We start from the raw sequence: 25,997 nt of genomic DNA on the forward strand, positions 1-25,997 counted from the left end.
TCTCCAAGCATAATCAATTTTCGAAATCCGAAAGGCCAATACGAGCGGTGGTCAGTGCATGTCGAGCTCTAACACTGGCGACTGATTGATGCCATCAAATACCTTGTTCGAAAAACTCTTGTACTGAGAAGCTTGGCATATCTTGTCGAATATGATTTTTCCGTTTTTCGATACGTACACACCGCCCGGCGGGACAGAGGACACTACATACGTGTACAGTCCTTTGAAGAATTTCAGGTGCAGACCTCGGATGCTCCCCTCTGACACATCTGTGATTCCCAAAACTTTGGTGGGGGCAATGCTTTTGGCAGGAAACGGGAAGGCATCTATCCTCGTACCGTAACGATACTGTACGTAGCCCTGATTGGGGCTGGTATTGCCCTTGGCACAAACAGAGATCGTTTTCCCATTCTCAAGCGGACAACTGAAGTACACATCTTCGTCTTCGCTACACAGCGTCTTCTCATCCTGGACGGACTCGCTCTGCCCCCCCTGTGCATGAGCAGCACCATAGTGGGAGAGCGACACCAGCCCAACCATAAAGATTCCTGCTATACGCATCACTGCAAACCTCCCCACGTGTGAATAGAAGAAAAATTGTTCCGCCGATCAATGATGTCGGCCATGTTTTCCGCGTTGATAGGTTGACCAGGTTTATGCGCGAACAGTCCCGGATTGATAGCACGAGTGATTTTGTCAACATCGTCCTCGGTCGCGCCGTGATCCGCAGCGGTATACATGCCGTTGTTGATCCAATACGCCGCTGCCGATCGCACCGCATACTTGATTTCACCGAGCAAGGTGTAACTCACCAGAAAATCTAGGTCGGCGTCGCTCGGCCAGTTGCTGGCATTTTTTTGGTGCCACTCACTGAAGAGCCTGTATTGCCTGCGTCCGGTGGTCTGGATCAAACCTCTGCCACGGAACTTCCACCCATCTCCACTCGCGGCAGGGCCATTGTCGCCGCGGTGTTCATAGGCGCGATTGGCGATGGCCTCCTGATCAGCGGGATGTTGAGCCGTACGTCCATACAAATCGGCTTCGTCAGGATACTTAGCGAAATAGCTAAACTTCAACTTTAAACGATCAGGCGGATAATTCAGGCTTTCTCCATCGTGAACTGTCAGGGAAGGTCCCGACTCGCGTCGTATCTGCGCAAAAAAATGCTCGCGTCGAAGTGTCTTGTCGAGTTTAAATAACTCAATATGAGGATTCAATTCATCGATAACAGACTGCAATGTTGCTACACTCGCACTTGGAAAGATGTGCTGCAACATTGCCACGGTAAACTGAAAACCGGTGCGAAAATTTCCTACCAATCCGATCGGATGAAGATGAAATATAGTTGTAGTGGCCGGTAACACTGCCGCCGCCCCGCTCCAGTACCGCAGAGCGTCAATCCGTTTCTTCTCCGCTTGCCAAACCGGCAAGCCTGCGTGCATATGCGAATCGAGCGCATCCCACTTATTCATTTCGCCACCCCATTCACTCTCATATTTCACGATCAAGTGATCGATTCGATCCGCGAGCCATGGCTTGCTTAATGCCAATTTAAGTTCTTGCGCGCTGATCTTTCCGTCTTTTTGTTTCTGGCCATCAATCGCGTCCTCGAGCTTTTTAATGGTGTCGTCTGAGCGGATGCCGTTGAATGAATCTTCGAAAACTGCGATTTCGTCAGGTGTTCCGCTATCTGCGATGAATAATGCTCGTTGAAACATATCCGACACCGAGGCGTCGAGATTCACGACGTCAAATCCAGGCCAGTCCCACGAACTCTTCAGCTCCACCAGTGGGTGAGCGTAATCGCAAACCCAACCGTCTACTTGGACGTTGTTCTCATCGGCAATGCTGACTGCGTACCAGGTTTTATTGTCGGTTTCGGCGCACGACTGCGTCGAGGGCGTATATACCACGCGCGCCCAAGCTGCAGCATTGCCACCTGCCGACTGGACATTTAATGGGAATTCTCTCCAAGCCTGGCGTGCACCACTCACCTGTAGATCAGAGCGAAGAATCCAGCGCGCCGGTTGGCCAGCGACCGGATGGCCCGCAGGATTTACAAACACCACCTTGACCCATGGGCCGGAAGCAGGCGAATCAGCAGCAGCCTTAACGACTGCACCAGCAGCAATCGAAGTGTCGGCTACCGAGGGCTGCACAAGCTTTGCGCCTTTCGAGATCAGCAGCAACCGGCGCGCCTTTGGATCGAGTTGCGGGGCACGCACACGACTACGTGCAAGATATGCGCTCAGATCGTCGCCGGTAAATACCTCAACGTGCAACAATGGGCGCTCACCCAGTTTGGGTGGTAGCGTGTGGTGTGCACGCGCCTCTGCCAGTCGTTGATATTCACCGAGATAAGCCACCGTCTCGCCCGCCGCAATCTTGTGCGGCTTCGGCAACACATAGACTTGATCCAGCGGGGGAGGCTGGAGTTGCTTCCCGAGTTCACCGAGATAAACCCAACCACCGACGGAAACCGCCGGATCAGGCTTTCCTTCATCGTAGGACTGCAGCGAACCTGATACAAAACTATCAACCCTCCCCCACTGGCCATGCGCCTGTCCAACCTTGAGCGTGGTACCACGCGCAAGCCAACCCACCACATTGGCGTGCCCAGAAGCAGACGCGCGCACGCGCAGCCCGAGCGCGGCTGGATCGGCATGACCGGCGTCAGTCAAGCGCGGATCCGACGCCGAGGCGCCAACGCTACGAATCTCACTCGCCCCGTAGTATGCGGGCAGCGTCTTCGCTTGCCCATGGGATGGCCGGCTCACATCATAGCCATCGAACGGCAATGTATGCATGTAGAGGCTGAAGAACGTAAGTATGTCGGCCGCCGGTGGTGGCATTTCAGTAGTCGGCCTTGGCACAGGAGCCGGTGTGCTGCCCGGCGCAGGCGCTGGGGGTGGGACTGGCGGCAGCACCAGCCGATGACGTACGAGTGTAAAGCCTCGCGAATAACCAGCTTTACTACCATCAGGATAGGTCACATCTTGAAGCTTTGAGTCAAGCCGGAATGCCACTACCTCACCATCGGCAATGCACTTGACACCGCCCTCTTGGTCGAACTTCCCGGCGGTCGATGCTCCGAAGTGGATACCACCGTGCCAAAGACCATTTGCGCCAAGCGGATAAAAGCCATCATCGGCAACGGCGAGCGCAGCCAAATAAGCCTCTGGGCCCGTAGCAGCACTTGTGGCGTTGGCCTCCTTTAGCGGAAACGGGTAAGCCCAGCCCGCAGCCTGCGATAGTGGTTCCGATTGTTGCGCCATGCGATCTCCTCTATTCAGATCAATTTACGCGTCAGCATGGAAATTCATCGACGGCATCTGGATCAACCAGAAAAGTCCATCGAGCGTGCACCCTCGGCACCGGCCCACGCTGGGAATTTCTCATCAAGCCGCACCGGCCCACCAAAGCTGTGCTGCCCCCCCTTCACGTCAATGATGCTCGGCGCATGAATCTCGATGTTGCCGTCTTTCAGGCGTATATATGCACCGCCCGATGTCAGTAAGAGTTCCTGTTTGGCAACAAGCACGACATTTTCCGTAGCTGAAAGTATCTTTATCGTTTTTTGAGCAATGAGCTCGACATTATCGTCATGAGCCTGAATCTCAACCTTACCCTTGCCCGCGAACAGCTTCACTCCCGCGTTCTGCACAAACAAGCTGAGTTTTTGAGCAATGCTTGCGATCAGCGACTTTCCAGCCGCTATGTGCGTGCTCTGCCCACTCACCAGACTGATGTGCTGGTTCGCCGCCACATGCACCGATTGCTGCGACGACAAGCCGATCGAAGCCGGGCTGCCGAACACCATCACCGGCTGCTGGAACGTATTGGCGCTGCCAGTCCCCCCGCCTGCTGTATTGCCCCCCGCACCGAGCGCGCCGCTCACGCTGTTCTGAGTCGCATCGGTCAGCGCCCGCATCGCATCGTGCGCATCCTGCAGGCTTTCGGCCTGATGCTGCACGCTCGCTTCCGAAAGCGACTCGACGATGCTCTCGGCATTGACGAGCTGTTGCTGCGTCTCCTTCACATCAAGCGGTTGGCTACGGATCGTCTTGGGATAGGTAGTGACATACAGGCCACGGCTAGCGCGCACCGCGCCGTAGTCGTCGGTACGCAGATCGAAGCCGCTGCCGAGGTAAGCACCGCGCGAGTTTCCACTTTGATCGATCAGATAGCCGAGGTGCAGCATGCTATTCGCGCTGCTGCTCATCAGTTGGACACGGTTCTGGCCAGTTGCGTCGTCCATCACCATCTGGTTGTAGCCGGCTCCCGAATACTCCTTCGATCGGTATCCCGACAGGATGCCGTTGCTATGCCACTGAGGCTTGACCTTTCCGTTGTACACGCGGTGCAGCACGATCGGGCGATCGCAGTCACCACCGACGTAACCGATGATGACTTCCTCGCCAATGCGCGGCATGTGCACGCCACCGTAGCCGCCCCCCGTATCCGATTGCGCGACCCGCACCCAGCACGACGCACCGGCATCGCCCTGGTTTTGCCGATCCCAGACGAACATCACCTTCGCACGGTTCAATTCGTCCGTGTACACCTCTTCACCCTGAGGCCCTACGACGATCGCCGTCTCGAGATGCATTTTCGGCTTCTTGTGCTCGAACGGGCTGCGATATGGGACCGTCGCGCGCTGCGCCTCCACCTCGACCAGAAAAAAACCAGCCGAACCATCATCATGGGGAACCGATTCCCCCGCATAGCCCGTCTTGGCCAGCGCCAGTGCGCGTTGCAAACTATGTGGAAAGCTCGCCTCCTGATTCGACAGCGGCAGATTGTTCTCGATGTACCGTCGAACCTTGATCGCAGCGAATTCACGTTGATTCGCCGAATCCCGATCATGCTCAGGATGACCGGTCAGTTCGAACCGCAGCCCCGCGTCGATCCCCCGAACGCCGCCCACGCCGAAGAAACGTTTCGCTTTCGATTCCCACTCCTCCAGATGAATCTTCGACAGGTGTTCACCTCGATCCTGCTGCGGATAGGTATAGGCACCCGTGTATTCGTAGATTTCGGCTTGTTCGGGTAGCGCCCCTTGGCCGGCCATCGTCGGCAATGTCGTTTCTTTCGGATTGGCAACGGTCGATGGTGTCTTGTAGTCGAACGTGCGCGTCGTATGGGTCGTGCTCTGCAGGGTCCGGGAGCCACTCCACTGGGTGAACGCATCGACCTCGCTGCCGGCGCCCGATCGATAGAACTGGACCGGATTCGACGATAGTGGATCGAGCGAATGAACGTCGTCGGTCACCACGAGCGTATGCGATTTACCGTCTTTGCTCTGCCGCCAAAACCCGAATAGCCCTTCCTCTTCCATCAGTCGATGGACGAAATTCCAGTCGGATTCGCTCTGGCGGCAATACGACCGCGACGGCAATGCTTTCGACAAGGCAAACTGGAAATTGCCTTGGGCTTGCGGATGCTGATTGAATACGTCGGTGATGATTGCGTCGACGCTCCGATCTTGCCAATAGCGCATGTCGCTGCGGAATCGCAGGAAGTGCATCCACGACGCGAAAACCAACTGATAGGCAGTAAAACTGCCGTCTGCACCGAGGCGTCGCGCGGTATGCACATAGCCGTTGATCGGTAAATAGGATTTGTCCGCCTGCTGGATCCACAAGCTCATCGGCTGCGCGATCACCGCCTTGAGTTCGACGTCACCAGCCGTCGAGATCATGTCGAGCGTCACGCTGAAGTCACGACCGAGTTCCGACGCGGTCAGGACACGACACGGCACCATGGTGTTGGCCGGCAGCGACGGAATGTCCGTCTTGACCAGCCGATCTTGCTGAATCAGTCCGCCCTGAATGGCCTGAGTCAAATCGGTCACGTTCATTCGTTACCCATCTTGTTGTCGGCCTCATCACGGCCTGCTCTCTCGCGGGGACGGCTCCCCGGCTTCACTTGTCTGAGGATTCTAATGACGTCGGGAGATCAAGGAAATCCCCGCCCGAAAGGCATTGGAAAGGATCGCGCGATAGACGCGCAGCGGCGTCGCAACACGCTAGGAGGACATCGGCAACAGCCCGCTGCCGCACCATCGAAGCCCTTCGTGAAAATGCCATCAAGCGGTTTGTTTTACTTTGATGCCACTACTCTTCGGGTCGAAATTTTTTTGACCTGATTCAACAAAACAAAAAAGGCGCGATGATCGATCGCGCCTTTCTCACTACCCATCACACATCGGCTTCAAGACGGATGCCCATCCCCGGCACCCACCCACCACCACCCTCAAGACTCCACATCCTCCAGACTGAAGATCTCCGTCTGGTCGTTATACGAAAAGATCTCCCCATAACGCCCCCAGTCGATCACCGCGTCGAGCGTCTCCTCGGCCGCGCTGTCCGACAGGAAATCCTCCAGCTCCTGCTCGAAGCGCACGCGTGGCGCGCGATGGCCGGGCCGCTCGTTGAGCACCTTCTTGATCCGCGCCGCCAGCGGCACGTGACGCAGCAGGTGATCGGCGAACATCATCTTGCGCTCCTGCGTGCCGAACTCGGCGAACACGCGCGCCGGCGGCGTCAGGAACACGTCGCCCTCGCGCACGTCGGCGAAGCCCAGGTGCTGCAGCACTTCGGCGATCGGGAACAGATCATCCACCTCGAGATGCAGCGAGCGCGCGATTTCCGGCATGTCGGCGCGGCCGTGGTACGGCGGCGCGGCCAGCGTCTCGATCAGGCCGGCCATCAGGTTGGTCGACACGCGCGGCAGCCAGCTGCCCGAATCGAGACCCTTCTTGGTGGCCTCGCCGGTCTGGCGCGCCGTCATCTTCGCGTAGATGTCGTCCACCAGCTTGCGGAAGGCCGGGTCCAGGCGATTGCGCGGATGCTTGAACGGCACCTTGATCTCGGCGATCACGCGTCCCGGGTTCGACGACAGCACCAGGATCCGGTCGCACATGAACACCGCTTCCTCGATGTTGTGCGTGACGATCAGCACCGACTTGATCGGCATCCTGCCCTGCGTCCACAGGTCGAGCAGGTCGGTACGCAGCGTCTCGGCGGTCAGCACGTCGAGCGCCGAGAACGGCTCGTCCATCAGCAGGATGGTCGGATCGACCACCAGCGCGCGCGCGAAGCCGACGCGCTGGCGCATGCCGCCCGACAGCTCGCGCGGATAGGCGTTCTCGAAACCGTCCAGGCCGATCAGGTCGATCGCCGCGAGCGCGCGCTCGCGCCGCTCGCGAGCACCGACGCCGAGCGCCTCCAGGCCCGCTTCCACGTTCTGCAGCACGGTCAACCAGGGAAACAGCGCGAAGGTCTGGAACACCATCGCCACGCCTTCGGCCGGGCCGCTCAGCGGCTTGCCGAGATAGGTGACCTCGCCGCCGGTCGGCTCGATCAGCCCGGCGATGATGCGCAGCAGGGTCGACTTGCCCGAGCCCGAACGGCCCAGCAGGCCGACGATCTCGCCCTCGCGCAGCGACAGGTTGGCCCCGTCGAGCACGAGCAGTTCGCCCTGCGTCTTGTTGAAGCCGCGGCTGACGTCCTTGACGTTCAGGATCTCGTCACCCAGGCGCGGCGGCGCCGGCGGCGTCTGGACAGCATTCTGGTTTTGCATCGCGTTTCGCTCTCAATGAGTCTCAGTCGAGCCGCAGCTTCGCTTCGGCGTAGGCGTACAGCGGGCGCCACAAAAGGCGGTTGAACAGGGTCACGAACAGCGACATGACCGTGATGCCCATGATGATCTTCGGATAGTCGCCGGCGGCGGTCATCTCGGAGATATAGGCGCCGAGGCCGTGCGCCTGGATCTTGGTGTCGCCCCACTGCACCAGCTCGGAGACGATGCTGGCGTTCCAGGCGCCGCCCGAGGCGGTGATCGCGCCGGTCACGTAGTAGGGGAAGATGCCGGGCAGGATCGCCTGGCGCCACCATTGCCAGCCGCGGATGCGGAAGTTGGTGGCGGCCTCGCGATAGTCGTTGGGATAGGAAGTCGCCCCGGCGATCACGTTGAACAGGATATACCACTGGGTGCCGAGCACGATCAGCGGCGACAGCCAGATGTCCGGATTCAGGTGGAAGCGCGCGATCACGATCACGAACACCGGGAACAGCAGGTTGGCCGGGAACGCGGCGAGGAACTGCGCGATCGGCTGGGCCTTCTCGGCCAGCGCCGGGCGCAGGCCGATCCACACGCCGATCGGCACCCACACCAGCGAGGCGATCGCGATCAGCACCAGCACGCGCAGCAACGTGGCCAGGCCCAGCAGGAACACATGGCCGACCTCGGCCAGCGTCACGCCGGTGGCCACGAAGCTGACCACGCGCCACACCACGTAGGCGGTGCCGATCAGCACCAGGATCGCCCAGCCGATGTCAGCCGCGCGCGAGGCCTGCTTCTCGACGCGCGGCAGCGCGAAGCGCGCGGCGTCGAACGAGGGTAGCCGGAACGGCAGCCGCGCGGCGCGCGCCAGCAGCCAGCCGGCCGGCACCAGCAACTGGTGGATCAGGCGCGTGCGGCGCACCAGGTCGAGCAGCCAGGATTCGGGGGCATTGCCCGAGCTGGTGTTCTCCATGCGGAACTTGTCGGCCCAGGCCACCAGCGGGCGGAACAGCAACTGGTCGTAGGCCAGGATCACCACCGTCATGGCCAGGATCACCCAGCCGATCGCGCCGATGTTCTTGTCCGAGATCGCCTGCGCCAGGTAGGCGCCGATGCCCGGCAGGATGATGGTGTGATTGCCCACCGTGATGGCTTCAGAGGCCACCACGAAGAACCAGCCGCCCGACATCGACATCATCATGTTCCAGACCAGGCCCGGCATCGAGAACGGCACCTCGAGCTTCCAGAAGCGCTGCCAGGTGGTCAGGTGGAAACCGCGCGAGACCTCGTCCAGGTCGCGCGGCACCGTGCGCAGCGACTGGTAGAAGCTGAAGGTCATGTTCCAGGCCTGGCTGGTGAAGATCGCGAAGATCGCGGCCAGCTCGGCGCCGGCCACGCGGCTCGGGATCAGCGCCAGGAAGAAGGTCACCGTAAACGAGATGTAGCCGAGCACCGGCACCGACTGCAGGATGTCGAGGATCGGCACCAGCACCATGCCGGCGCGGCGGCTCTTGGCCGCCAGCGTGCCGTAGACCAGCGTGAACACCAGCGAGGCGACCATCGCCGCGAGCATGCGCAGCGTGGTGCGCAGCGCGTATTCGGGCAGGTTGGCGGGATCGAGCGAGATCTTCTGGGTGCTGAGCGTGCCGATCGGCGCCATGGTCTCGTGGAAGCCCACCGCCGCCATCGCGATCACGCAGAGGATCAGCGGAAAGGCGATGAAGTCCCAGCGATTGGGCAGCACACGCCACGCCGAGGCGTTCGCGATCCGGTTCGGATTGAAACCAAAATCCATCAGGCACCCTCCCCGGCATGGCCGTTCGAAGCGAAATTTGAGGCCAGCATGCGTTCGTGACTCATGGTAAGGCGCATTGCGGTGTTTGCTTATGACTGGACAATTCCGAGCGTCGGCTACCGCAGCCCCGCTCGCTCACCATCCCGTGCCGCCCAAAAAGGGCCGGCACGGCGACGGCACGACACTACTACAACCCCTGTGACAGGCACAAGCTTCCGGTACGCAACATGAAGGCATCCCCCGGCAATCGCAGACAAACCACACCCAATTCGAAGGAATGCACGGGTGGAATGCGGGGAATTTGAAAGAAGTCGCAAGCGGGATGCAACTCGCGCGACGCGGCGCAAGGGCGAATTATGCCGCGATCCGGGATGCGGGGAAACCCGCCGGGGCGCGAACGCAACACGCGCGGGCGCCGGCCGCCGCCGTCGCGCCGCGCGAATACAAAACGAACCGCCGGCGAGCGGCGGCGACTAAGCAGGTATGATCAAGGCTGCTACGCAAGAACGAACGTCACAGGCAGGAGGGCCGAATGGCAGGAAATCTGGTTATCGTGTGCCGGGATCAGGACGCGGATGCTTTCTATACGCTGATGCAGGAATACGGCACATTCCAGGCGCGGCTGTCGTCGACCGCGTGGTATCTGAACATGAACGTGGTGCCGGAGTCGCTGCAGGACGAGATCCTCGAGCGGCTCGGCAAGTACACCACGCTGTATATCTTCGAGGCGACCAGCGTCACCTACAACACGATCGACAGCCACGCGGCCGAGACGCTCGGCTCGCTGTTCGGCGAGTGAGCGCGGCACGGCGCGGCTTCTGCTGCGCCGTCGGCGCGTGATTCGATCTCCCGCCGCGCGAGTGGCGCGGCAGGACAACCCCGGCATCGCCGGGGTTTTTATTTGGCTTGCCGTAACGGCATCACGCCGCCGGGGCCGGCCAGGCGCCGCTCACGCACCCACATGCTCGCGCTCCGGCTTCGGCACCACGTCGAACGGAAACACCATCTCGACGCGCAGCCCGCCCTGCTCCTGGTTGCCTATCCGGCACTGGCCGCCGGTGCGCTGCACCAGCCGCTCGACGATCGCCAGGCCCAGCCCGCTGTGGCCATTGCCGCCGCGCGCCGGGTCGAGCCGCACGAAGGGCCGCGTCGCGTCGGCCAGGTCGCGCTGCGCGATGCCCTTGCCGCCGTCGCTGACCGTCAGCACGTAACCCTCGGCGCCGCGCTCGGTGGCGATGCGCACCGGCGGCGCGCCGTAGGCGTGGGCGTTGTCGAGCAGGTTGGAGAGGATCCGGTCGAGCGTGGCGGTCGGCAGGCGGAAGCCCGGCCCGGCCGCCAGCGCGATCTCGACCGGCTGCGCGTTCGGCGCGACCGCGCGATAGGTGCGCGCGATCCGCTCACAGGTCGGATCGACCTCGACCACCTCGCTGCGATCGGCCCCGCCGTTGGCGAACACCAGGAACTGGTCGACGATGTGGGACATCGAGTCCACGTCGCGCACCACGCCGTCGCGCAGGCGCGCATCGTCCATCATCTCGGCGCGCAGCCGCATGCGCGCCAGCGGCGTGCGCAGGTCGTGCGCGACGCCGGCCAGCATCACGGCGCGATCGTTCTCGGCGCGCGACACCTGCTCCACCATCTGGTTGAAGCCGCGTGTGAGCTGGCGCAGCTCGCGCGGCCCCTTCTCGCGCACCGGCGGCACCGTCATGCCGCGGCCGAAACGGCCGACCGCGCGCGCCAGCGAGCGCAGCGGCTGCTGCAGTTGCCAGGCGGCGAACAGGGCCGCCATCACGGCAGCCGAGAAGATCATCGCCAGCCACAGCAGCATGCGGTCGCGCGAGCGGCGCGCATGCAGCGGCTGCGCCGGCACCACGATCCAGTTGGCATCGTGAGGCTCCTTCACCCATAACACGGGCGGCCTGCCGGGCGTGCCGAAGCGCACCTCGGTGCCGGGCGGCATGCGATCGCGCAGATCCTCCAGGAAACGCTTGGGCGGCGGCGGCAGGTCCGGGTCCTCGCGCGGCACGTCCGCGCTGTCCGGCGGCACGATCCGCACGCGCGAGGGCAGCGGCTGGTCGGGCGTGCGTTCCTCGTGCTGGCGCACCGCGTCCACCAGGAAGGCAGCCTCCTCCACCGCGTAGCGCATCTGCGTCTCGTTGCGGTCGAAGCGGATCGCCAGGTACCACGCGAAGTGGGACAGCAGCAGCACGCCCACCACCAGCAGCGCGAGCCGCCCGAACAGCGAATCAATGGGTCTGCGCATGGGCCTCGCCGTTGGGCACGAACACGTAGCCGCGTCCGCGCACCGTCTGGATGAAGCGCGGCGTGGACGGATCGCTTTCGAGGATCCGCCGCAGACGCCACACCTGCACGTCGATGCCGCGGTCGGTGCCGTCGTATTCGGGGCCGTGCAGCAGTTCGAGCAGGCGTTCGCGCGTCAGCGTGCGCAGCGCGTTGTTGACGAAGATCTTCAGCAGCGCGAATTCGCTGCTCGACAGCGTGGCCGGCTTGCCGTCGACCGACAGCGTGCGCGCCTGGAAGTCGAGCACGAAGCGGCCGAACGCATAGGGTTCGCGCTGCTCGGGCGCGGCCGCCGAGGGCGTGGCGCGGCGCCGGCGCAGCACCGCCTGGGCACGGGCCAGCAGTTCGCGCGGGTTGAAGGGCTTGCCGAGGTAATCGTCGGCGCCGAGCTCGAGGCCGACGATGCGGTCGACGTCGTCGGCGCGCGCGGTCAGCATGATCACCGGGATGTCGTCGCCGGCCGCGCGCAACTGGCGCAGCGCGGTCAGGCCATCGACGCCCGGCATCATCAGGTCGAGCACGATCAGGTCGGGACGCTCGCGCTCCAGGCGCTTCTCCAGGGTGGCCGCGTCGTGCAGCACCGATACTTCCATGCCCTGGCGCACGAGATAGTCGCGCAGCAGGTCGCGCAGTTCTTGGTCGTCGTCGACGATGAGGATCTGGGTAGTCATGGCGTGGATTTTATCGTGCGGGTTGAGGAAGCCGACTGAAACAAAGGCGCGAATGGGTTACTGGGAATTACCGCGCAAGCCGGATGTAATGCATGGTAACCGCGGGCAGGGTGGAGGTAACACGACGGGCGGGGCGCTTGGCTACGCTGCGTCTTACCGATACGGACGGCGGCGGCCCGAAGGCCCGCCCCGCCGGTCGCTCCACCCATTCGACCAGGAGTCATCGCAATGTATAAGAAGACGTCTCTCGTGGCTATCGCCGCCGCCACCGTACTGGCCCTTTCGTTCGGCGCCGCCGCTCGCGCGGCCGATCCGGCCGGCCCGCAAGGCGGCCCGGGCATGCATCACCACTGGCACCACGGCGGCCCGATGGAAGTGTTCAAGCGCCTGCACGACCAGCTCAAGCTGACGCCGGCGCAGGAGCAGCAATACCAGGCCGCCGAGGCCACCTCCAAGCAGAACCGCGAGGCGATGCGCCAGAACTTCGAGCAGGGCCGCTCGCAGTTCGAGGCCGCGCAGAACCAGCCGATCCTCGACCTCGACGCGCTGGCGGCCGCCCGCCACCAGATCGGCGAACAGAACCGCCAACTGCACGAGCAGACCGAGAAGGCCTGGCTGGCCTTCTACGACGGCCTGAACGACCAGCAGAAGACCCAGGTCAGCACCGCGCTCAAGCAGCAGTTCGCGAAGATGAAGGCGCGCCACGACAAGATGAAGGCGCATTGGGGCCACCACCAGGCCGCCAAGCCGGCAGCCGCTTCGGCCGCCGCGCAGTAAGCGCCGGCGTGGCCGGCTCGCGGTGCCGCCGGCATCGCGAGCCATTCGCCGGGGCCTGCTCGCCGGGCCCCGGTCCTGCCTAGCCCCTCACTGCGCCTTACGCGCTCGCTCCAGACGTCCGCGTCCCGCGCGGGCTCGTCGCCCTCCCTGCGCTGCCCCGCCCCTCGCTGCCCTCCCCCGACATCATTGTTGACAGTCGTCGCCGCCCGCGTCGCGGTACGATCGCCGCCGTCCAGGCCTGCCTGTCCCGCGCGGCGCCCACCGGCACCGCGCCGCCTGCCCGTGTCGCCCCCGATTGCGCCTCGCGACAGGATGCGCAACGATCCGAGCCGTAATTCGAGCTTGCGCGCCGCCGGCTCGGGTAAAATACCGCGCTTTTGGCCGGCCGGGCCCCGCCCGACCGTTCGCCGAAGCCGCCGAGGCCGAATTTTGGCTACCTAGAATAGGGCCGGCGCGCGAGACGAACGGGCCGGCAAGCAGCAGCCGCAAGAGGAAACTGATGAACAAGCTCGCCCTGTGCGCAGCGCTCGCCCTGATGGCGGGCAGCGCCTTCGCGAAGGAATGGAAAACGGTCCGGATCGGTGTCGATGCCAGCTATCCGCCGTTCGAGTCGGTCGCGAAGAACGGCGACATCGTCGGCTTCGACGTCGACCTGACTCGCGAGATCTGTACCCGGATCGCCGTGCGCTGCACCTGGGTGGCCCAGGATCTCGACGGCATCATCCCGGCGCTGAAGGCCCGCAAGTTCGACGTGATCGTCTCGTCGCTCACCGTCACCGACAAGCGCCGCGAGCAGATCGACTTCTCGGACAAGCTGTACGACGCGCCCGCGCGCATGATCGCCAAGGCCGGCTCGCCGCTGCTGCCGACGGTGGCCTCGCTCAAGGGCAAGACGGTCGGCGTCGAGCAGGGTTCGACGCAGGAAACCTACGCGAAGACCTACTGGGAGACCCAGGGCGTGACGATCGTGCCGTACCAGAACCAGGACCAGGTCTATGCCGACCTGGGCACCGGCCGGCTCGACGCCGCGCTGCAGGACGAGCTGCAGGCCGACTACGGCTTCCTGCGCACGCCGCGCGGCAAGGGCTTCGCCTGGGCGGGCCCCGAGGTGAAGGACCCGAAGACCATCGGGGACGGCACCGCGATCGGCCTGCGCAAGGAGGACACGGACCTGAAGGCGAAGATCAACGCCGCCCTCGCCGCGATGCACCAGGACGGGACGTACGACAGGCTGTCGCACAAGTACTTCTCGTTCAGCGTGTATTCGGCGAAGTAACCACGTTTCGGCCAGGGCGGCCGCCGCGCGCCGAGCGTGCACGGCGGCCGCCCTGGCAGGAAGAAGTCGCACGCCGCCCGGCGGAATCACCAGGCGGCCCGACCCACATGCACGGGGCGTGCCGCCCGATACGCGGCACGCGTCTTTCGCGGCGCATACGACGCGCCGTCAAGGACCACATATGTTTCTCCAAGGCTACGGCCCGCTGATACTTTCCGGCACCTGGCAGACCGTCAAGCTCGCGGTGCTGTCGTTGATCCTGTCGTTCATCCTGGGCCTGCTCGGCGCCGGCGCGAAGCTTTCCCGCAACCGCGTCACGAACGGCATCGGCACGCTCTACACCACGCTGATCCGCGGCGTGCCCGACCTGGTGCTGATGCTGCTGCTGTTCTACAGCATCCAGATCTGGCTGAACCAGCTCACCGACCTGATGAGCTGGGACCAGATCGACATCGACCCGTTCGCCGCCGGCGTGCTGGTGCTGGGCTTCATCTACGGCGCCTACTTCACCGAAACCTTCCGCGGCGCCTTCCTGTCGGTGCCGCGCGGCCAGCTGGAAGCCGGCGCCGCCTACGGCATGAGCAGCTGGCAGGTGTTCACGCGCGTGATGTTCCCGCAGATGATGCGCTTCGCGCTGCCCGGCATCGGCAACAACTGGCAGGTGCTGGTCAAGTCCACCGCGCTGGTGTCGATCATCGGCCTGGCCGACGTGGTCAAGGCCTCGCAGGACGCCGGCAAGGGCACGCTGCGTTTCTTCTTCTTCACGCTGCTCGCGGGGGCCATCTACCTCGCGATCACGACGATCTCGAACTTCGTGCTGATGTGGCTGGAAAAGCGCTACTCCACGGGTGTGCGCAAGGCGGAACTATGATCGAGCTGATTCAGGAATATTGGCGCAACTACCTGTATACGGACGGGTACCGCTTCACCGGCGTGGCGATCACGCTGTGGCTGCTGGTGGTGTCGATCGGGCTGGGCTTCTGCCTGTCGGTGCCGCTCGCCTGCGCGCGCGTGTCCAAGCGGCGCTGGCTGTCGGGCTCGGTGTGGCTCTACACCTACGTGTTCCGCGGCACGCCGCTCTACGTGCAGTTGCTGCTCTGCTACACCGGCCTCTACAGCCTGCAGGTGGTGCGCGACACCACCATGCTCAACCAGTTCTTCCGCGACGGCATGCACTGCACGCTGCTGGCCTTCACGCTGAACACCTGCGCATACACCACCGAGATCTTCGCCGGCGCGATCAAGTCGACGGCCTATGGCGAGATCGAGGCCGCGCGCGCCTACGGCATGTCGACCTTCACGCTGTATCGCCGCGTGATCCTGCCTTCGGCGCTGCGCCGCGCGCTACCGCTCTACAGCAACGAAGTGATCCTGATGCTGCACGCCACCACGGTGGCGTTCACGGCCACCGTGCCCGACATCCTCAAGATCGCGCGCGACGTCAATTCGGCAACCTACATGTCGTTCCACGCGTTCGGCATCGCCGCGCTCCTCTATCTCGCGATCTCGTTTACGCTCGTGTGGCTGTTCCGCCAGGCCGAGCGACGCTGGCTCGCCTACCTGCGCCCGCAAGGCAAATAAACGGCGCGAGGACTCCTGATGAATTCCCAGATGCACAAGCTTTTCGTCGACGATCTCCACAAGCAGTACGGCAGCAACGAAGTCCTCAAGGGCGTGTCGCTGAAGGCGCATGCCGGCGACGTGATCAGCGTGATCGGCTCGTCCGGCTCGGGCAAGAGCACCATGCTGCGCTGTATCAACTTCCTCGAGCAACCGAACGCCGGGCGCATCTTCGTCGACGGCGAAGAGGTGCGCACCGCGAAGGACAAGGGCGGCGCGCTGAAGGCGGCCGACACCAGGCAGTTGCAGCGTGTGCGCACCAAGCTGGCGATGGTGTTCCAGCACTTCAACCTGTGGTCGCACATGAACGTGCTCGAGAACGTGATCGAGGCGCCCGTGAACGTGCTGAAGCTGTCGCGCCGCGAGGCCGAGGAACGCGCCCGCGAATATCTCGAGAAGGTGGGCCTCGCGCCGCGCCTCGAGAAGCAGTATCCCTCGCATCTTTCCGGCGGCCAGCAGCAGCGCGTGGCGATCGCCCGCGCGCTGGCCATGCAGCCCGACGTGATGCTGTTCGACGAGCCCACCTCCGCGCTCGATCCGGAGCTGGTGGGCGAAGTGCTGAAGGTGATGCAGAAGCTGGCCGAGGAAGGCCGAACCATGATCGTGGTGACGCACGAGATGGGCTTCGCGCGCAACGTCTCGAACCACGTGATGTTCCTGCACCAGGGCCGCGTCGAGGAAGAAGGCGCGCCGGCCGAGGTGTTCGGCAATACCCGCAGCGAACGCCTCAAGCAGTTCCTGTCGGGCAGCCTGAAGTAATCCCCCTTTCGCCTGGCCGGCATCGCATGCGCGGTGCCGGCAGTCTCCCGCCCTTCTTTTCGTTACCGACGCGATCGACGCATCGCGCTTCTAAACCTCCGCCCCTTCTCCGCGCTTGCCTCGCGCAAACCGCCGCGACATCGCAGTTGTTTAGAAAATCGAAGTAAACAAACAAGCCCAGCACTCCCACTATCCGATCATTCTTTTACGGATAGCTAACGAATTCGGCCTCTCGCAGAGGTACGCCGCTCGTCCCATCGCGTCAATAGTGGCAATCCTTGACCCCCCCTCCCGGAAACCGTGAACGCCTTGTGCAGCAAGCCTTTTCGGCATTTTCCCCAGCCCTCCCGAAACGGTCGCGCCCCGTCATTATGGCAATTTGGCGACACCAGCTAGTCAAACAACGATTTTCGTCGCCACGAAAGTGTATTTTTGCTAAATTAGTAACCAAAGTAGCAAAACGAAAGTCATGAAATGTAGTTTGACTTCATGACACAGGAGACCCCCGGCTTGCCCGATCGGCAAAACGGCCTGCAAAACGGTACGTCCGCACAAGAAACGCGCCAGCCTACCCGGCAGCCGCAGGTGGTCTCCCTGGTTATCCCATGTTGACCGGATGCATTGCGCATCCGGCATCTTGCGCAGTTGGTGGGTTGACTTTTTGACAGGGTATGGAGGAGATGATGAAGAAAGCATTGCTCGCGGCAGCATTGATGACTGCCGGGGTGGCAGCGCAGGCGCAAAGCAGCGTGACGCTGTACGGTCGCCTGGACGCAGGGCTCGAATACCTGAACGGCGGCCAGGCCGGCCACACGATCCGCGCGGAAAGCGGTGACTGGGGCACCAGCCTGTGGGGCATCAAGGGCGTCGAGGACCTCGGCGGCGGCTACAAGGTGCTGTTCCACCTCGAAGGTGCGTTCAACACCATGACCGGCGGCCTGGGCTCGAGCGGCACGATCTGGGACCGTTTCGCGACGGTCGGTATCTCGAACGACGCCTACGGTACCCTGCTGCTGGGTCGCGAACTCGCGATCGCCAACGGCGTGTGGGACTTCGACCCGTTCGGTCAGTCGAACTGGTCGACCGCCTCGCTGGTGCGTGGCCGTAACTGGAACAAGACCAGCAACAACATTTCGTATCAGTCGCCGAACATCTACGGCTTCGACGCCTACGGCCAGTACGCGCTGTCGAACGCCACCAACTTCAACGGCAACGGCACCACCAACCAGGGCCGCAGCGCCGGTCTGCAGTTGACCTACACGAACTCGCTGTTCCAGTTGCGCGGCATCTACGACGAAGCGCGCGATCCGGCCAACGGCAAGCTCGACGACGTGTTCAACTACTCGCGCGAATACTTCGCGGGCGCGAACGTGTTCCTCGGCCAGTTCAAGCTGCAGGCTGCCTACCAGACCTCGCACGCCGACGGCGGCCCGGCCGCCAACAACGGCATCACGACGACGCAGCAGGTCTGGGGCGGCGTGACGTGGCAAGCCACGCCGGCGGCAGCGCTGATCGCGGCGGTCTACCACGTGAACGCCAACAACGGCGGCGGCAATGCCACGATCTACACGATCGGCGGTTCGTACAACCTGTCCAAGCGCACCCTGCTCGACCTGCAGGCCGCCACGCTGCGCAACAGCAAGACGGCCAACTTCGGCCTGAACGCCAACCCGGCGGGCACGGCGGTCTCGACCGGCAACCCGAAGGCTGGCGGTTCGCAGACCGGCATCTACGCAGGTATCCAGCACCTGTTCTGATCGTCGCGAGACGCATCAGGCATTACAAGACATCGAGTTTCACGCTGCTGCGAGAGGCGCGTATCGGTGCGGTACCCGAAGGGGTATCGCACCGTTTTTTATTTGGTGCGCGCGCAACTTGATGGCATCCCCGACGACAGGCCGGCCTCGCGCCGGCCGTCGCCGTAAACGACAATGGCCCGGCGAACCCGGGCCATGCCGAAACCGGCTCGCCGCGCGAGCCATCGCGAAAACGTCGCTCAGACCGCCGCTTCGTTCTCCTCACCGGTGCGGATGCGGATCACGCGCTCGACGTCGGACACGAAGATCTTGCCGTCGCCGATCTTGCCGGTGCGCGCCGCGCCGATCACGGCGTCGACCACCTGGTCGACCTGGTCGGCCGCCACCACCACCTCGATCTTCATCTTGGGCAGGAAGTCGACCACGTATTCGGCGCCGCGATAGAGCTCGGTATGGCCCTTCTGGCGGCCGAAGCCCTTCACTTCCGTCACGGTAAGGCCCGTCAGGCCGACCTCGGCGAGCGCCTCACGCACTTCGTCGAGCTTGAACGGTTTGATGATGGCGGTAATGCGTTTCATGATGATGCTCCGGGTAAGGGGACGTCCTGGACGGATTCTACGCGCGACGCCCCATCAGTCGATGCGTTCCGTGAAGCGCGAGGTGATCGGGTAGCGCCAGTCGCGGCCGAACGCGCGGTGCGTGACGCGGATCCCGATCGGCGCCTGGCGCCGCTTGTATTCGTTGATCTTGATGAGGCGTGTGACGCGCGTCACGTCGGCTTCGTCGTAACCGGCCGCGACGATCTCGGCCAGCGGCCGGTCCTCCTCCATGTACATGCGCATGATCGCGTCGAGCGCGTCGTAGGACGGCAGGCTGTCCTGGTCGGTCTGGTTCTCGCGCAGCTCGGCCGAAGGCGCGCGCGTGAGGATCCGCTCCGGGATCACCGCCAGCCTGCCGAACTCGGCGGCCGCGTTGCGGTAGTGGCAGAGACGATAGACCAGGGTCTTGGCGATGTCCTTGATCACCGCGAAGCCGCCCGCCATGTCGCCGTAAAGCGTGCAGTAGCCGACCGCCATCTCGCTCTTGTTGCCGGTGGTCAGCACGATCGAGCCGAACTTGTTCGACAGCGCCATCAACAACGTGCCGCGGATCCGCGCCTGGATGTTCTCCTCGGTCGCGTCTTCCTCGCGGCCGGCGAACTCGGCGGCCAGCGAGGCGCGGAACGCGTCGAACATCGGCGCGATCGCGATCTCGTCGTAGCGCACGCCGACGCGACGCGCCATGTCGGCTGCGTCGGTGGTCGAGATATCGGCCGTGTAGCGCGAGGGCATCATCACCGCGCGCACCCGATCGGGCCCGAGCGCGTCGCAGGCCACCGCCAGCACCAGGGCCGAATCGACGCCGCCCGACAAGCCGATCAGCGCGCCGGGGAAACCGTTCTTGCCGATGTAGTCGCGCACCCCGAGCACCAGCGCGCGATAGACCTGGGCCTCGGTCGACAGCGCCGGAGCGATCTCGCCGGGCAGCGGCCGCGCGCCCTCGAACTCGACGATCGCGTGCCCTTCCTCGAACTGCGCCATGCGCGCCACCAGCTCGCCCGCGGCGTCGAGCACGAAGGAGCCGCCGTCGAACACCAGCTCGTCCTGGCCGCCGACCAGGTTCACATAGACCATCGGCAGGCCGGTCTCGCGGATCCGCGCGCGCAGGATGTCGACGCGCACCGCGTCCTTGTTCATGTGATACGGCGAGCCGTTCGGCACCAGCAGCACCTCGGCGCCGGCCGCCTTGGCGAGCTGGGCGGCCGAGGCGTGCCAGACGTCCTCGCAGATCACGATGCCGAACCGGGTGCCGTTCAGCTCGAACACGCAGGGTTGCGGATCGGTCGCGAAATAGCGCTTCTCGTCGAACACCTCGGTATTGGGCAGGTCCTGCTTGCGATAGGTCGCCACCACCTCGCCGCCGACGATCAGCGAGGCGGCGTTGTAGGTGCCGACGGGGGCGGCGCCGCGCTCGATCGGGCGGTTTGCATTACCATCGGCGCTGGACTCGCGCAGCGGATGGCCGACCAGCACCGCCAGGCCTTCCAGCGGCGCCAGGCGCGCCGCCAGTTCGGCCAGCGCCTCGGCCGCTGCCGCGAAGAAGGCCGGACGCAGCAGCAGGTCCTCGGGCGGGTAGCCCGACAAGGCCAGCTCCGGGGCGACCAGCAGCTGCGCACCATCCTTGTGCGCGGCACGCGCGGCCTCGACGAGGCGGGCGACGTTACCGGCGAAATCGCCGACGGTGACGTTCAGTTGGGCAAGAGCGATACGGGTTTTCATGACGGAACCTGCGCGGCCGGGCGGGCCGCGTGACGAATGCCTCCGGGCGCATCAACGGCGCGCCGCGCCTGTCGCGCGCATGCCGATCGAAACGGATCTCAGACGGTTGAAACACGAACGCATCGATTATCGCATGGGGCTCCTGAGCTCTCCGCTGGAAGTGGATGCCGGCGAGTGGAACGCCCTGCTGGCTCGACAGGCGCATCCCACGCCCTTCCTGCGCCACGAATTCCTCGCCGCGCTGCACGCCACCGGCTGCGCGGTCGGCGAGACCGGCTGGTCGCCGAATTTCCTCACCCTGAGCGAGGCCGACACGGGCGCCCTGGTGGCGGCCTCGCCCGTCTATGCCAAGCAGCATTCGTACGGCGAGTACGTGTTCGACTGGGCCTGGGCCGACGCCTACCAGCGCAATGGCGTGCCCTATTACCCGAAGCTGCTCTGCGCGGTGCCCTTCACGCCGGTGCAGGGCACGCGCCTGCTCGCCGCCAACGAGCGCGCGCGGCGCCAGCTCGCCGCCACCCTGGTGGCGCTGGCCGAGCAGAGCGAGGTGTCCTCGCTGCACGTGCTGTTCCCGACCGGGGAGGAAGCCGGCCTGCTGGCCGAGATGGGCATGATGCTGCGCGAGGGCGTGCAGTTCCACTGGCTCAACGACGGCTATCGCCATTTCGACGATTTCCTCGCCACGCTCGAACAGAAGAAGCGCAAGAACATCCGTGCCGAACGGCGCAAGGTGGCCGAGGCCGGTGTCAGCTTCCGCCGCGTGCGCGGCGAAGACGCCAGCGACGCCGACTGGCGCTTCTTCTCGCGCTGCTACCGGCAGACCTATCGCGAGCACTACTCGAGCCCGTACCTGAACCTCGACTTCTTCCGCCGGATCGGCGAGACCATGCCCGAGAACCTGCTGCTGGTGATCGCCGAGGCCGAAGGCAAGCCGATCGCCAGCGCGCTGGCCGTCTACGCGCGCGGCGAGGCCGGCGGCGGCACGCTCTACGGGCGCTACTGGGGCGCGCTCGAACACGTGCCCTGCCTGCACTTCGAGACCGCCTACTACCAGTTGCTCGAGTTCTGCATCGAGGAGAAGCTCGGCGCCTTCGAGGGCGGCGCGCAAGGCGAGCACAAGCTCGCGCGCGGCTTCATGCCGACCGTCACGCACTCGGCGCACTGGCTCGCGCACCCGGCCTTCTCGGACGCGGTGGGCGACTTCCTCAAGCGCGAGACCGGGCAGATCCACGCCTACGTGGACGAGCTGCGCGAGCACAATCCCTTCAAGGACGGCGGCGCGCGATGAGGCCGCCGGCGCGCGATGCGGCGCGCCGAGCGGTTTTTCTGAGACACTGACGGCTTCGCTTTCCCTGCCGCGCCATGTCCTGGTACCTGTATCTGATCGAATGCGAGGACGGCAGCGTCTACACCGGCATCACCACCGACGTCGACGCCCGCTTCGCCCAGCACGCCAACGGCACCGGCGCGCGCTACACGCGCTCGCGCAAGCCGCGCGCGGTGCTGGCCTCGTTCGAGCTGGCCGACCGCTCCAGCGCCTCGCGCGCCGAATACTGGGTCAAGCGCCTGACGCCCGCGCAGAAACGCGAACTGGCCGGCGGCCGGCGTTCGCTGGACTCGGTGCTGCCGGCCGTGATCGTGGTCGATGATGACGAGGCGATCGAGGCGATCGAGCCCGCCGTCACGCCGATCGACATGGCCATCGACGCAGCGCTCGCCCAGGTTCCCCTCGCTGCAACCGCCCCCGAAGCTGGCCCGGCCGCGATCGAAGTCGGCATCAAGGTCCAGGCCGAACCGGCACTCGACGCAACCCCGCCCAAACGCGCCCGCCGCTCCCGTACCGCCCGCTCCCCGCGCGCCTGAACCCGCTAACCGGGCACGCGCCCATGAAAAAACCGCGCGGCCCCGAAACGGGACACGCGCGGTTTCGCGCAAGCCGGCAGCGGCATCCCGGCGCGGCCTCTCGGCACGCCGGCCCGCCGCCGCGACGCGGGCTTACTTCTGGGCGTTGGCCACGCCTTCCGAGATTTCCTTGTGGGCGGCCTCGATGCCGGCCCAGCCGTCGACCTTCACCCACTTGCCCTTCTCGAGCGCCTTGTATTGCTCGAAGAAGTGCTTGATCTGGTCCTTCAGGTACTCGGGCACGTCGTCCAGCGACTTGAGGTTGGCCGTCATCGGGCACACCTTGTCGTGCGGCACGGCGATCAGCTTGGCGTCGACGCCCGACTCGTCGGTCATCTGCAGCATGCCGAGCGCGCGCGAACGCACCACCGAGCCGGCCAGCAGCGGGAACGGGGTGATCACCAGCACGTCGACCGGATCGCCGTCGCCCGACAGCGTCTGCGGGATGAAGCCGTAGTTGACCGGGTAACGCATGCCGGTGCCGACGAAGCGATCGACCACCAGCAGGCCGAGATCCTTGTCGGCCTCGTACTTGACCGGGTCGCTTTGCGCCGGAATTTCGATGATGACGTTGAAATCGTGCGGCAGATCCTTGCCGGCCGGAACATTGCTGAAGCTCATGAGCGCTCTCTGCATGACGATGGGAAAACGGGACGGGGCGCAAACGATCTCGCCCCCGCGAAGAGCCGCCATTATAGCCAATCACCCGATGGCGCTCCGGCGAAGTTAGGTGCACACTGGCCCGCGGCGCGAACAAAATGCAGGCCCCGCAGCTGCCGCGATCGCCGCGCCCGGCCTGCCGTGCATCGCCGCCCCAGCATCCGCGGCAGCTTCGGTCGTACCTCGATACCCAGGAGCCAGGAGCAGGCATGGAAGAGGCAAGGCACTTCATCGCGGGAGAATGGGTCGCGCCCGCGAACGGCGAGACGATCGCCGTGATCGACCCGTCCGACGGCGCGCCGTTCGCGCGCCTGGCACGCGGCAGCGCCGCCGACATCGACGCCGCCGTGCGCGCGGCGCGCGGCGCCTTCGAGGGCGCCTGGGGCGCCACCAGCGCGGCCGAACGCGGCCGCCTGCTGTTCCGGCTCTCGCAGCGCGTGGCCGAGCAGCAGGAGGCGCTCGCCCAGCTCGAATGCCGCGATACCGGCAAGCCGCTCAAGCAGGCGCGCGCCGACGCCGCCGCGCTGGCGCGCTACTTCGAGTTCTACGCCGGCGCGGCCGACAAGCTGCACGGCGAGACCCTGCCCTACCAGAACGGCTATACCGTGCTGACGATCCGCGAAGCCCACGGCGTCACCGGCCATATCGTGCCCTGGAACTACCCGATGCAGATCTTCGGCCGCAGCGTCGGCGCGGCGCTGGCCACCGGCAATGCCTGCGTGGTCAAGCCGGCCGAGGACGCCTGCCTGTCGCTGCTGCTGGTGGCGCGCCTGGCGGCCGAGGCGGGCCTGCCGGGCGGCGCGCTCAACATCGTGACCGGCTACGGCCACGAGGCCGGCGCCGCGCTGTCCGCGCATCCGGGCATCGACCACATCTCCTTCACCGGCTCGCCCGACACCGGCCGGCTGGTCGCGCAGGCCGCCGCCGAGCGCCACGTGCCGGTCACGCTGGAGCTGGGCGGCAAGTCCCCGCAGATCGTGTTCGCGGATGCCGACCTCGACGCGGCGCTGCCGGTGCTGGTCTCGGCGATCGTGCAGAACGGCGGGCAGACCTGCTCGGCCGGCAGCCGCGTGCTGATCGAGCACGGCGTCTACGAGCCGCTGCTGGACCGGCTTGCGACCGCCTTCAACGCGCTGCGTGTGGGCCCGGGCCTGGCCGACCTCGACTGCGGCCCGCTGATCAACGCGAAACAGCAGCAGCGCGTCTGGGATTTCCTGTCCGACGCGCAGCACGACGGCATCGCCATGGCCGCGCACGGCGAGGTGGTGCCGGAAGCGCCCGAAAGCGGCTTCTACCAGGCGCCCACCCTGCTGCGCGACGTGCCGCCCGGGCATCGTCTCGCGCAGGAAGAGGTGTTCGGCCCGGTGCTGGCCGCGATGCGCTTTCGCGACGAAGACGAAGCGCTGGCGCTCGCCAACGGCACCGCCTACGGCCTGGTGGCCGGCATCTGGACCCGCGACGGCGCGCGCCAGATGCGGCTAGCGCGGCGCGTGCGCGCCGGCCAGGTGTTCGTCAACAACTACGGCGCGGGCGGCGGCGTCGAGCTGCCCTTCGGCGGCAGCGGGCACTCGGGCCACGGGCGCGAGAAGGGTTTCGAGGCGCTCTACGGCTTCACCGTGCTCAAGACCATCGCGCTGAAGCACGGCTAGTCGGCACGCGGCGCGGCACGCTTCAAGCGGCGCCCGGCGGCAAGACCGGCGCGCCTTCGGATCATCGACACGAGACAGGAGACGATTCATGCGGCTTGCGGGCAAGACAGCCATCGTCACGGGCGGCGGCTCGGGATTCGGCGAGGGCATCGCCAAAACCTACGCGCGCGAGGGCGCGAACGTGGTGGTCAACGACCTGAACGGCACGGCCGCCGAGCGCGTGGCCAGCGAGATCGCGGTGGCGGGCGGCAAGGCGATCGCGGTGCCCGGCGACGTCTCGCGCGGCGAGGACTGGCGCGCCCTGCTGGCCGCCACGCTGGAGGATTTCCGCCAGGTCCACATCCTGGTCAACAACGCCGGCACCACGCATCGCAACAAGCCGGTGCTGGAGGTCAGCGAGGCCGAGTACGACCGCGTCTACGCGGTCAACATGAAGAGCCTGTTCTGGAGCGTGCAGACCCTGGTGCCGTATTTCCGCCAGGCCGGCGGCGGCGTGTTCGTCAACATCGCCTCCACCGCCGGCATCCGGCCGCGCCCTGGACTGGTCTGGTACAACAGCACCAAGGGCGCGATGATCACCGCCAGCAAGGCGCTCGCGGCCGAGCTCGGCGCCGACCGGATCCGCGTCAACTGCATCAACCCGGTGCTCGGCGAGACCGGCCTGATGACCGAGTTCATGGGCGTCGAGGACACCCCCGAGAACCGCCAGCGCTTTCTCGCGACGATCCCGCTGGGCCGCCTCTCGACCCCGCAGGACATCGCCAACGCGGCGCTCTACCTGGCTTCGGACGAAGCCGAGTTCATCACCGGCACCTGCCTCGAGGTGGACGGCGGCCGCTGCATCTGAGCGGCGCGGAGGCCGCGGCGCCGCGATGCGCCCGGCCCTTCCGGCAAAGCGGTACCGGCAGCACCGGCAGGACCTCAAAAATCAAGACAACGCAAGGAG

General features: G+C 64.9%; 21 protein-coding genes. 11 read left to right on the top strand and 10 right to left on the bottom strand.

Features of this window, described 5'->3' with window-relative positions:
• Positions 1-51: 51 nt before the first annotated feature.
• From BM43_RS40645 to BM43_RS19785, 5 genes are all read right to left on the bottom strand, one after another.
• A complete protein-coding gene (locus tag BM43_RS40645) occupies positions 52-540 on the bottom strand; it encodes a hypothetical protein (protein ID WP_059443142.1) in 489 nt (162 codons plus the stop codon).
• Between the two features lie 20 nt (positions 541-560).
• The gene (locus BM43_RS40650) at positions 561-3,275 is read right to left on the bottom strand and encodes a hypothetical protein (protein ID WP_144417681.1); all 2,715 of its coding nucleotides are present in this window, start codon (positions 3,273-3,275) and stop codon (positions 561-563) included.
• 62 nt (positions 3,276-3,337) lie between these two features.
• A complete protein-coding gene (locus tag BM43_RS19775; protein ID WP_080742179.1) occupies positions 3,338-5,860 on the bottom strand; it encodes a type VI secretion system Vgr family protein in 2,523 nt (840 codons plus the stop codon).
• A gap of 395 nt (positions 5,861-6,255) precedes the next feature.
• Positions 6,256-7,584 (bottom strand): ABC transporter ATP-binding protein, encoded by a 1,329-nt coding sequence (locus tag BM43_RS19780; protein WP_013699026.1) that lies wholly within the window; start codon positions 7,582-7,584, stop codon positions 6,256-6,258.
• A 22-nt stretch (positions 7,585-7,606) separates the two neighbouring features.
• Positions 7,607-9,361, bottom strand: coding sequence for an ABC transporter permease (locus BM43_RS19785; protein ID WP_013699027.1), 1,755 nt, complete (start codon positions 9,359-9,361; stop codon positions 7,607-7,609).
• Between the two features lie 532 nt (positions 9,362-9,893).
• Here BM43_RS19785 and BM43_RS19790 point away from each other — a divergent pair.
• Complete coding sequence (locus BM43_RS19790; protein WP_013699028.1) at positions 9,894-10,160, top strand: double-stranded DNA-specific endonuclease; 267 nt, start codon at positions 9,894-9,896, stop codon at positions 10,158-10,160.
• Positions 10,161-10,310: 150 nt separating this feature from the next.
• Here the strand turns inward: BM43_RS19790 and BM43_RS19795 are convergent, their stop codons facing one another.
• Both BM43_RS19795 and BM43_RS19800 read right to left on the bottom strand, forming a co-directional pair.
• Positions 10,311-11,624, bottom strand: coding sequence for an ATP-binding protein (locus tag BM43_RS19795; protein WP_013699029.1), 1,314 nt, complete (start codon positions 11,622-11,624; stop codon positions 10,311-10,313).
• Positions 11,608-12,333, bottom strand: coding sequence for a response regulator (locus BM43_RS19800; RefSeq protein WP_013699030.1), 726 nt, complete (start codon positions 12,331-12,333; stop codon positions 11,608-11,610). Before BM43_RS19800 ends, BM43_RS19795 begins: the two co-directional genes overlap by 17 nt.
• 228 nt (positions 12,334-12,561) lie before the next feature.
• Here BM43_RS19800 and BM43_RS19805 point away from each other — a divergent pair, with 228 nt between their 5' ends.
• From BM43_RS19805 to BM43_RS19830, 6 genes are all read left to right on the top strand, one after another.
• On the top strand, positions 12,562-13,110 hold the full coding sequence (locus tag BM43_RS19805; RefSeq protein WP_036049597.1) for a periplasmic heavy metal sensor: 549 nt from the start codon (positions 12,562-12,564) through the stop codon (positions 13,108-13,110).
• Positions 13,111-13,609: 499 nt separating this feature from the next.
• Entirely contained in the window at positions 13,610-14,386 is a 777-nt protein-coding gene (locus BM43_RS19810; RefSeq protein ID WP_036039489.1) for an ABC transporter substrate-binding protein, read from the top strand.
• Positions 14,387-14,567: 181 nt separating this feature from the next.
• Complete coding sequence (locus tag BM43_RS19815) at positions 14,568-15,257, top strand: ABC transporter permease (RefSeq protein WP_036039488.1); 690 nt, start codon at positions 14,568-14,570, stop codon at positions 15,255-15,257.
• Entirely contained in the window at positions 15,254-15,967 is a 714-nt protein-coding gene (locus tag BM43_RS19820) for an ABC transporter permease (RefSeq protein WP_013699034.1), read from the top strand. Before BM43_RS19815 ends, BM43_RS19820 begins: the two co-directional genes overlap by 4 nt.
• 18 nt (positions 15,968-15,985) lie before the next feature.
• Positions 15,986-16,765 (top strand): ABC transporter ATP-binding protein, encoded by a 780-nt coding sequence (locus BM43_RS19825; RefSeq protein WP_025096599.1) that lies wholly within the window; start codon positions 15,986-15,988, stop codon positions 16,763-16,765.
• 683 nt (positions 16,766-17,448) lie between these two features.
• Positions 17,449-18,522 carry a porin gene (locus BM43_RS19830; RefSeq protein WP_036049596.1) on the top strand — a complete coding sequence of 358 codons (1,074 nt, stop codon included), beginning with the start codon at positions 17,449-17,451 and terminating at the stop codon, positions 18,520-18,522.
• 239 nt (positions 18,523-18,761) lie between these two features.
• Here the strand turns inward: BM43_RS19830 and BM43_RS19835 are convergent, their stop codons facing one another.
• Both BM43_RS19835 and BM43_RS19840 read right to left on the bottom strand, forming a co-directional pair.
• On the bottom strand, positions 18,762-19,100 hold the full coding sequence (locus tag BM43_RS19835) for a P-II family nitrogen regulator (RefSeq protein ID WP_036049593.1): 339 nt from the start codon (positions 19,098-19,100) through the stop codon (positions 18,762-18,764).
• Positions 19,101-19,154: 54 nt separating this feature from the next.
• Positions 19,155-20,840 carry an NAD+ synthase gene (locus BM43_RS19840; RefSeq protein ID WP_036049591.1) on the bottom strand — a complete coding sequence of 562 codons (1,686 nt, stop codon included), beginning with the start codon at positions 20,838-20,840 and terminating at the stop codon, positions 19,155-19,157.
• A 106-nt stretch (positions 20,841-20,946) separates the two neighbouring features.
• Between BM43_RS19840 and BM43_RS19845 the strand changes: the two genes are divergently transcribed.
• Positions 20,947-22,128 carry a GNAT family N-acetyltransferase gene (locus tag BM43_RS19845; protein WP_036039482.1) on the top strand — a complete coding sequence of 394 codons (1,182 nt, stop codon included), beginning with the start codon at positions 20,947-20,949 and terminating at the stop codon, positions 22,126-22,128.
• A 74-nt stretch (positions 22,129-22,202) separates the two neighbouring features.
• Entirely contained in the window at positions 22,203-22,703 is a 501-nt protein-coding gene (locus BM43_RS19850; protein ID WP_036049590.1) for a GIY-YIG nuclease family protein, read from the top strand.
• Positions 22,704-22,835: 132 nt separating this feature from the next.
• On the opposite strand, the gene ppa is transcribed toward BM43_RS19850, so the two are convergent.
• Complete coding sequence (gene ppa / locus BM43_RS19855; protein WP_013699041.1) at positions 22,836-23,363, bottom strand: inorganic diphosphatase; 528 nt, start codon at positions 23,361-23,363, stop codon at positions 22,836-22,838.
• Positions 23,364-23,611: 248 nt separating this feature from the next.
• On the opposite strand from ppa, the gene BM43_RS19860 reads away from it, so the two are divergent.
• Together BM43_RS19860 and BM43_RS19865 are read left to right on the top strand one after the other, a co-directional pair.
• Positions 23,612-25,051, top strand: a complete 1,440-nt coding sequence (locus BM43_RS19860) for an aldehyde dehydrogenase family protein (protein WP_036049587.1) — start codon at positions 23,612-23,614, stop codon at positions 25,049-25,051.
• Positions 25,052-25,139: 88 nt separating this feature from the next.
• On the top strand, positions 25,140-25,898 hold the full coding sequence (locus tag BM43_RS19865) for an SDR family oxidoreductase (RefSeq protein ID WP_036049585.1): 759 nt from the start codon (positions 25,140-25,142) through the stop codon (positions 25,896-25,898).
• The last annotated feature ends 99 nt before the right edge of the window (positions 25,899-25,997 follow it).

The organism is Burkholderia gladioli (assembly GCF_000959725.1).
GTDB classification, from domain to species: Bacteria; Pseudomonadota; Gammaproteobacteria; order Burkholderiales; family Burkholderiaceae; genus Burkholderia; species Burkholderia gladioli.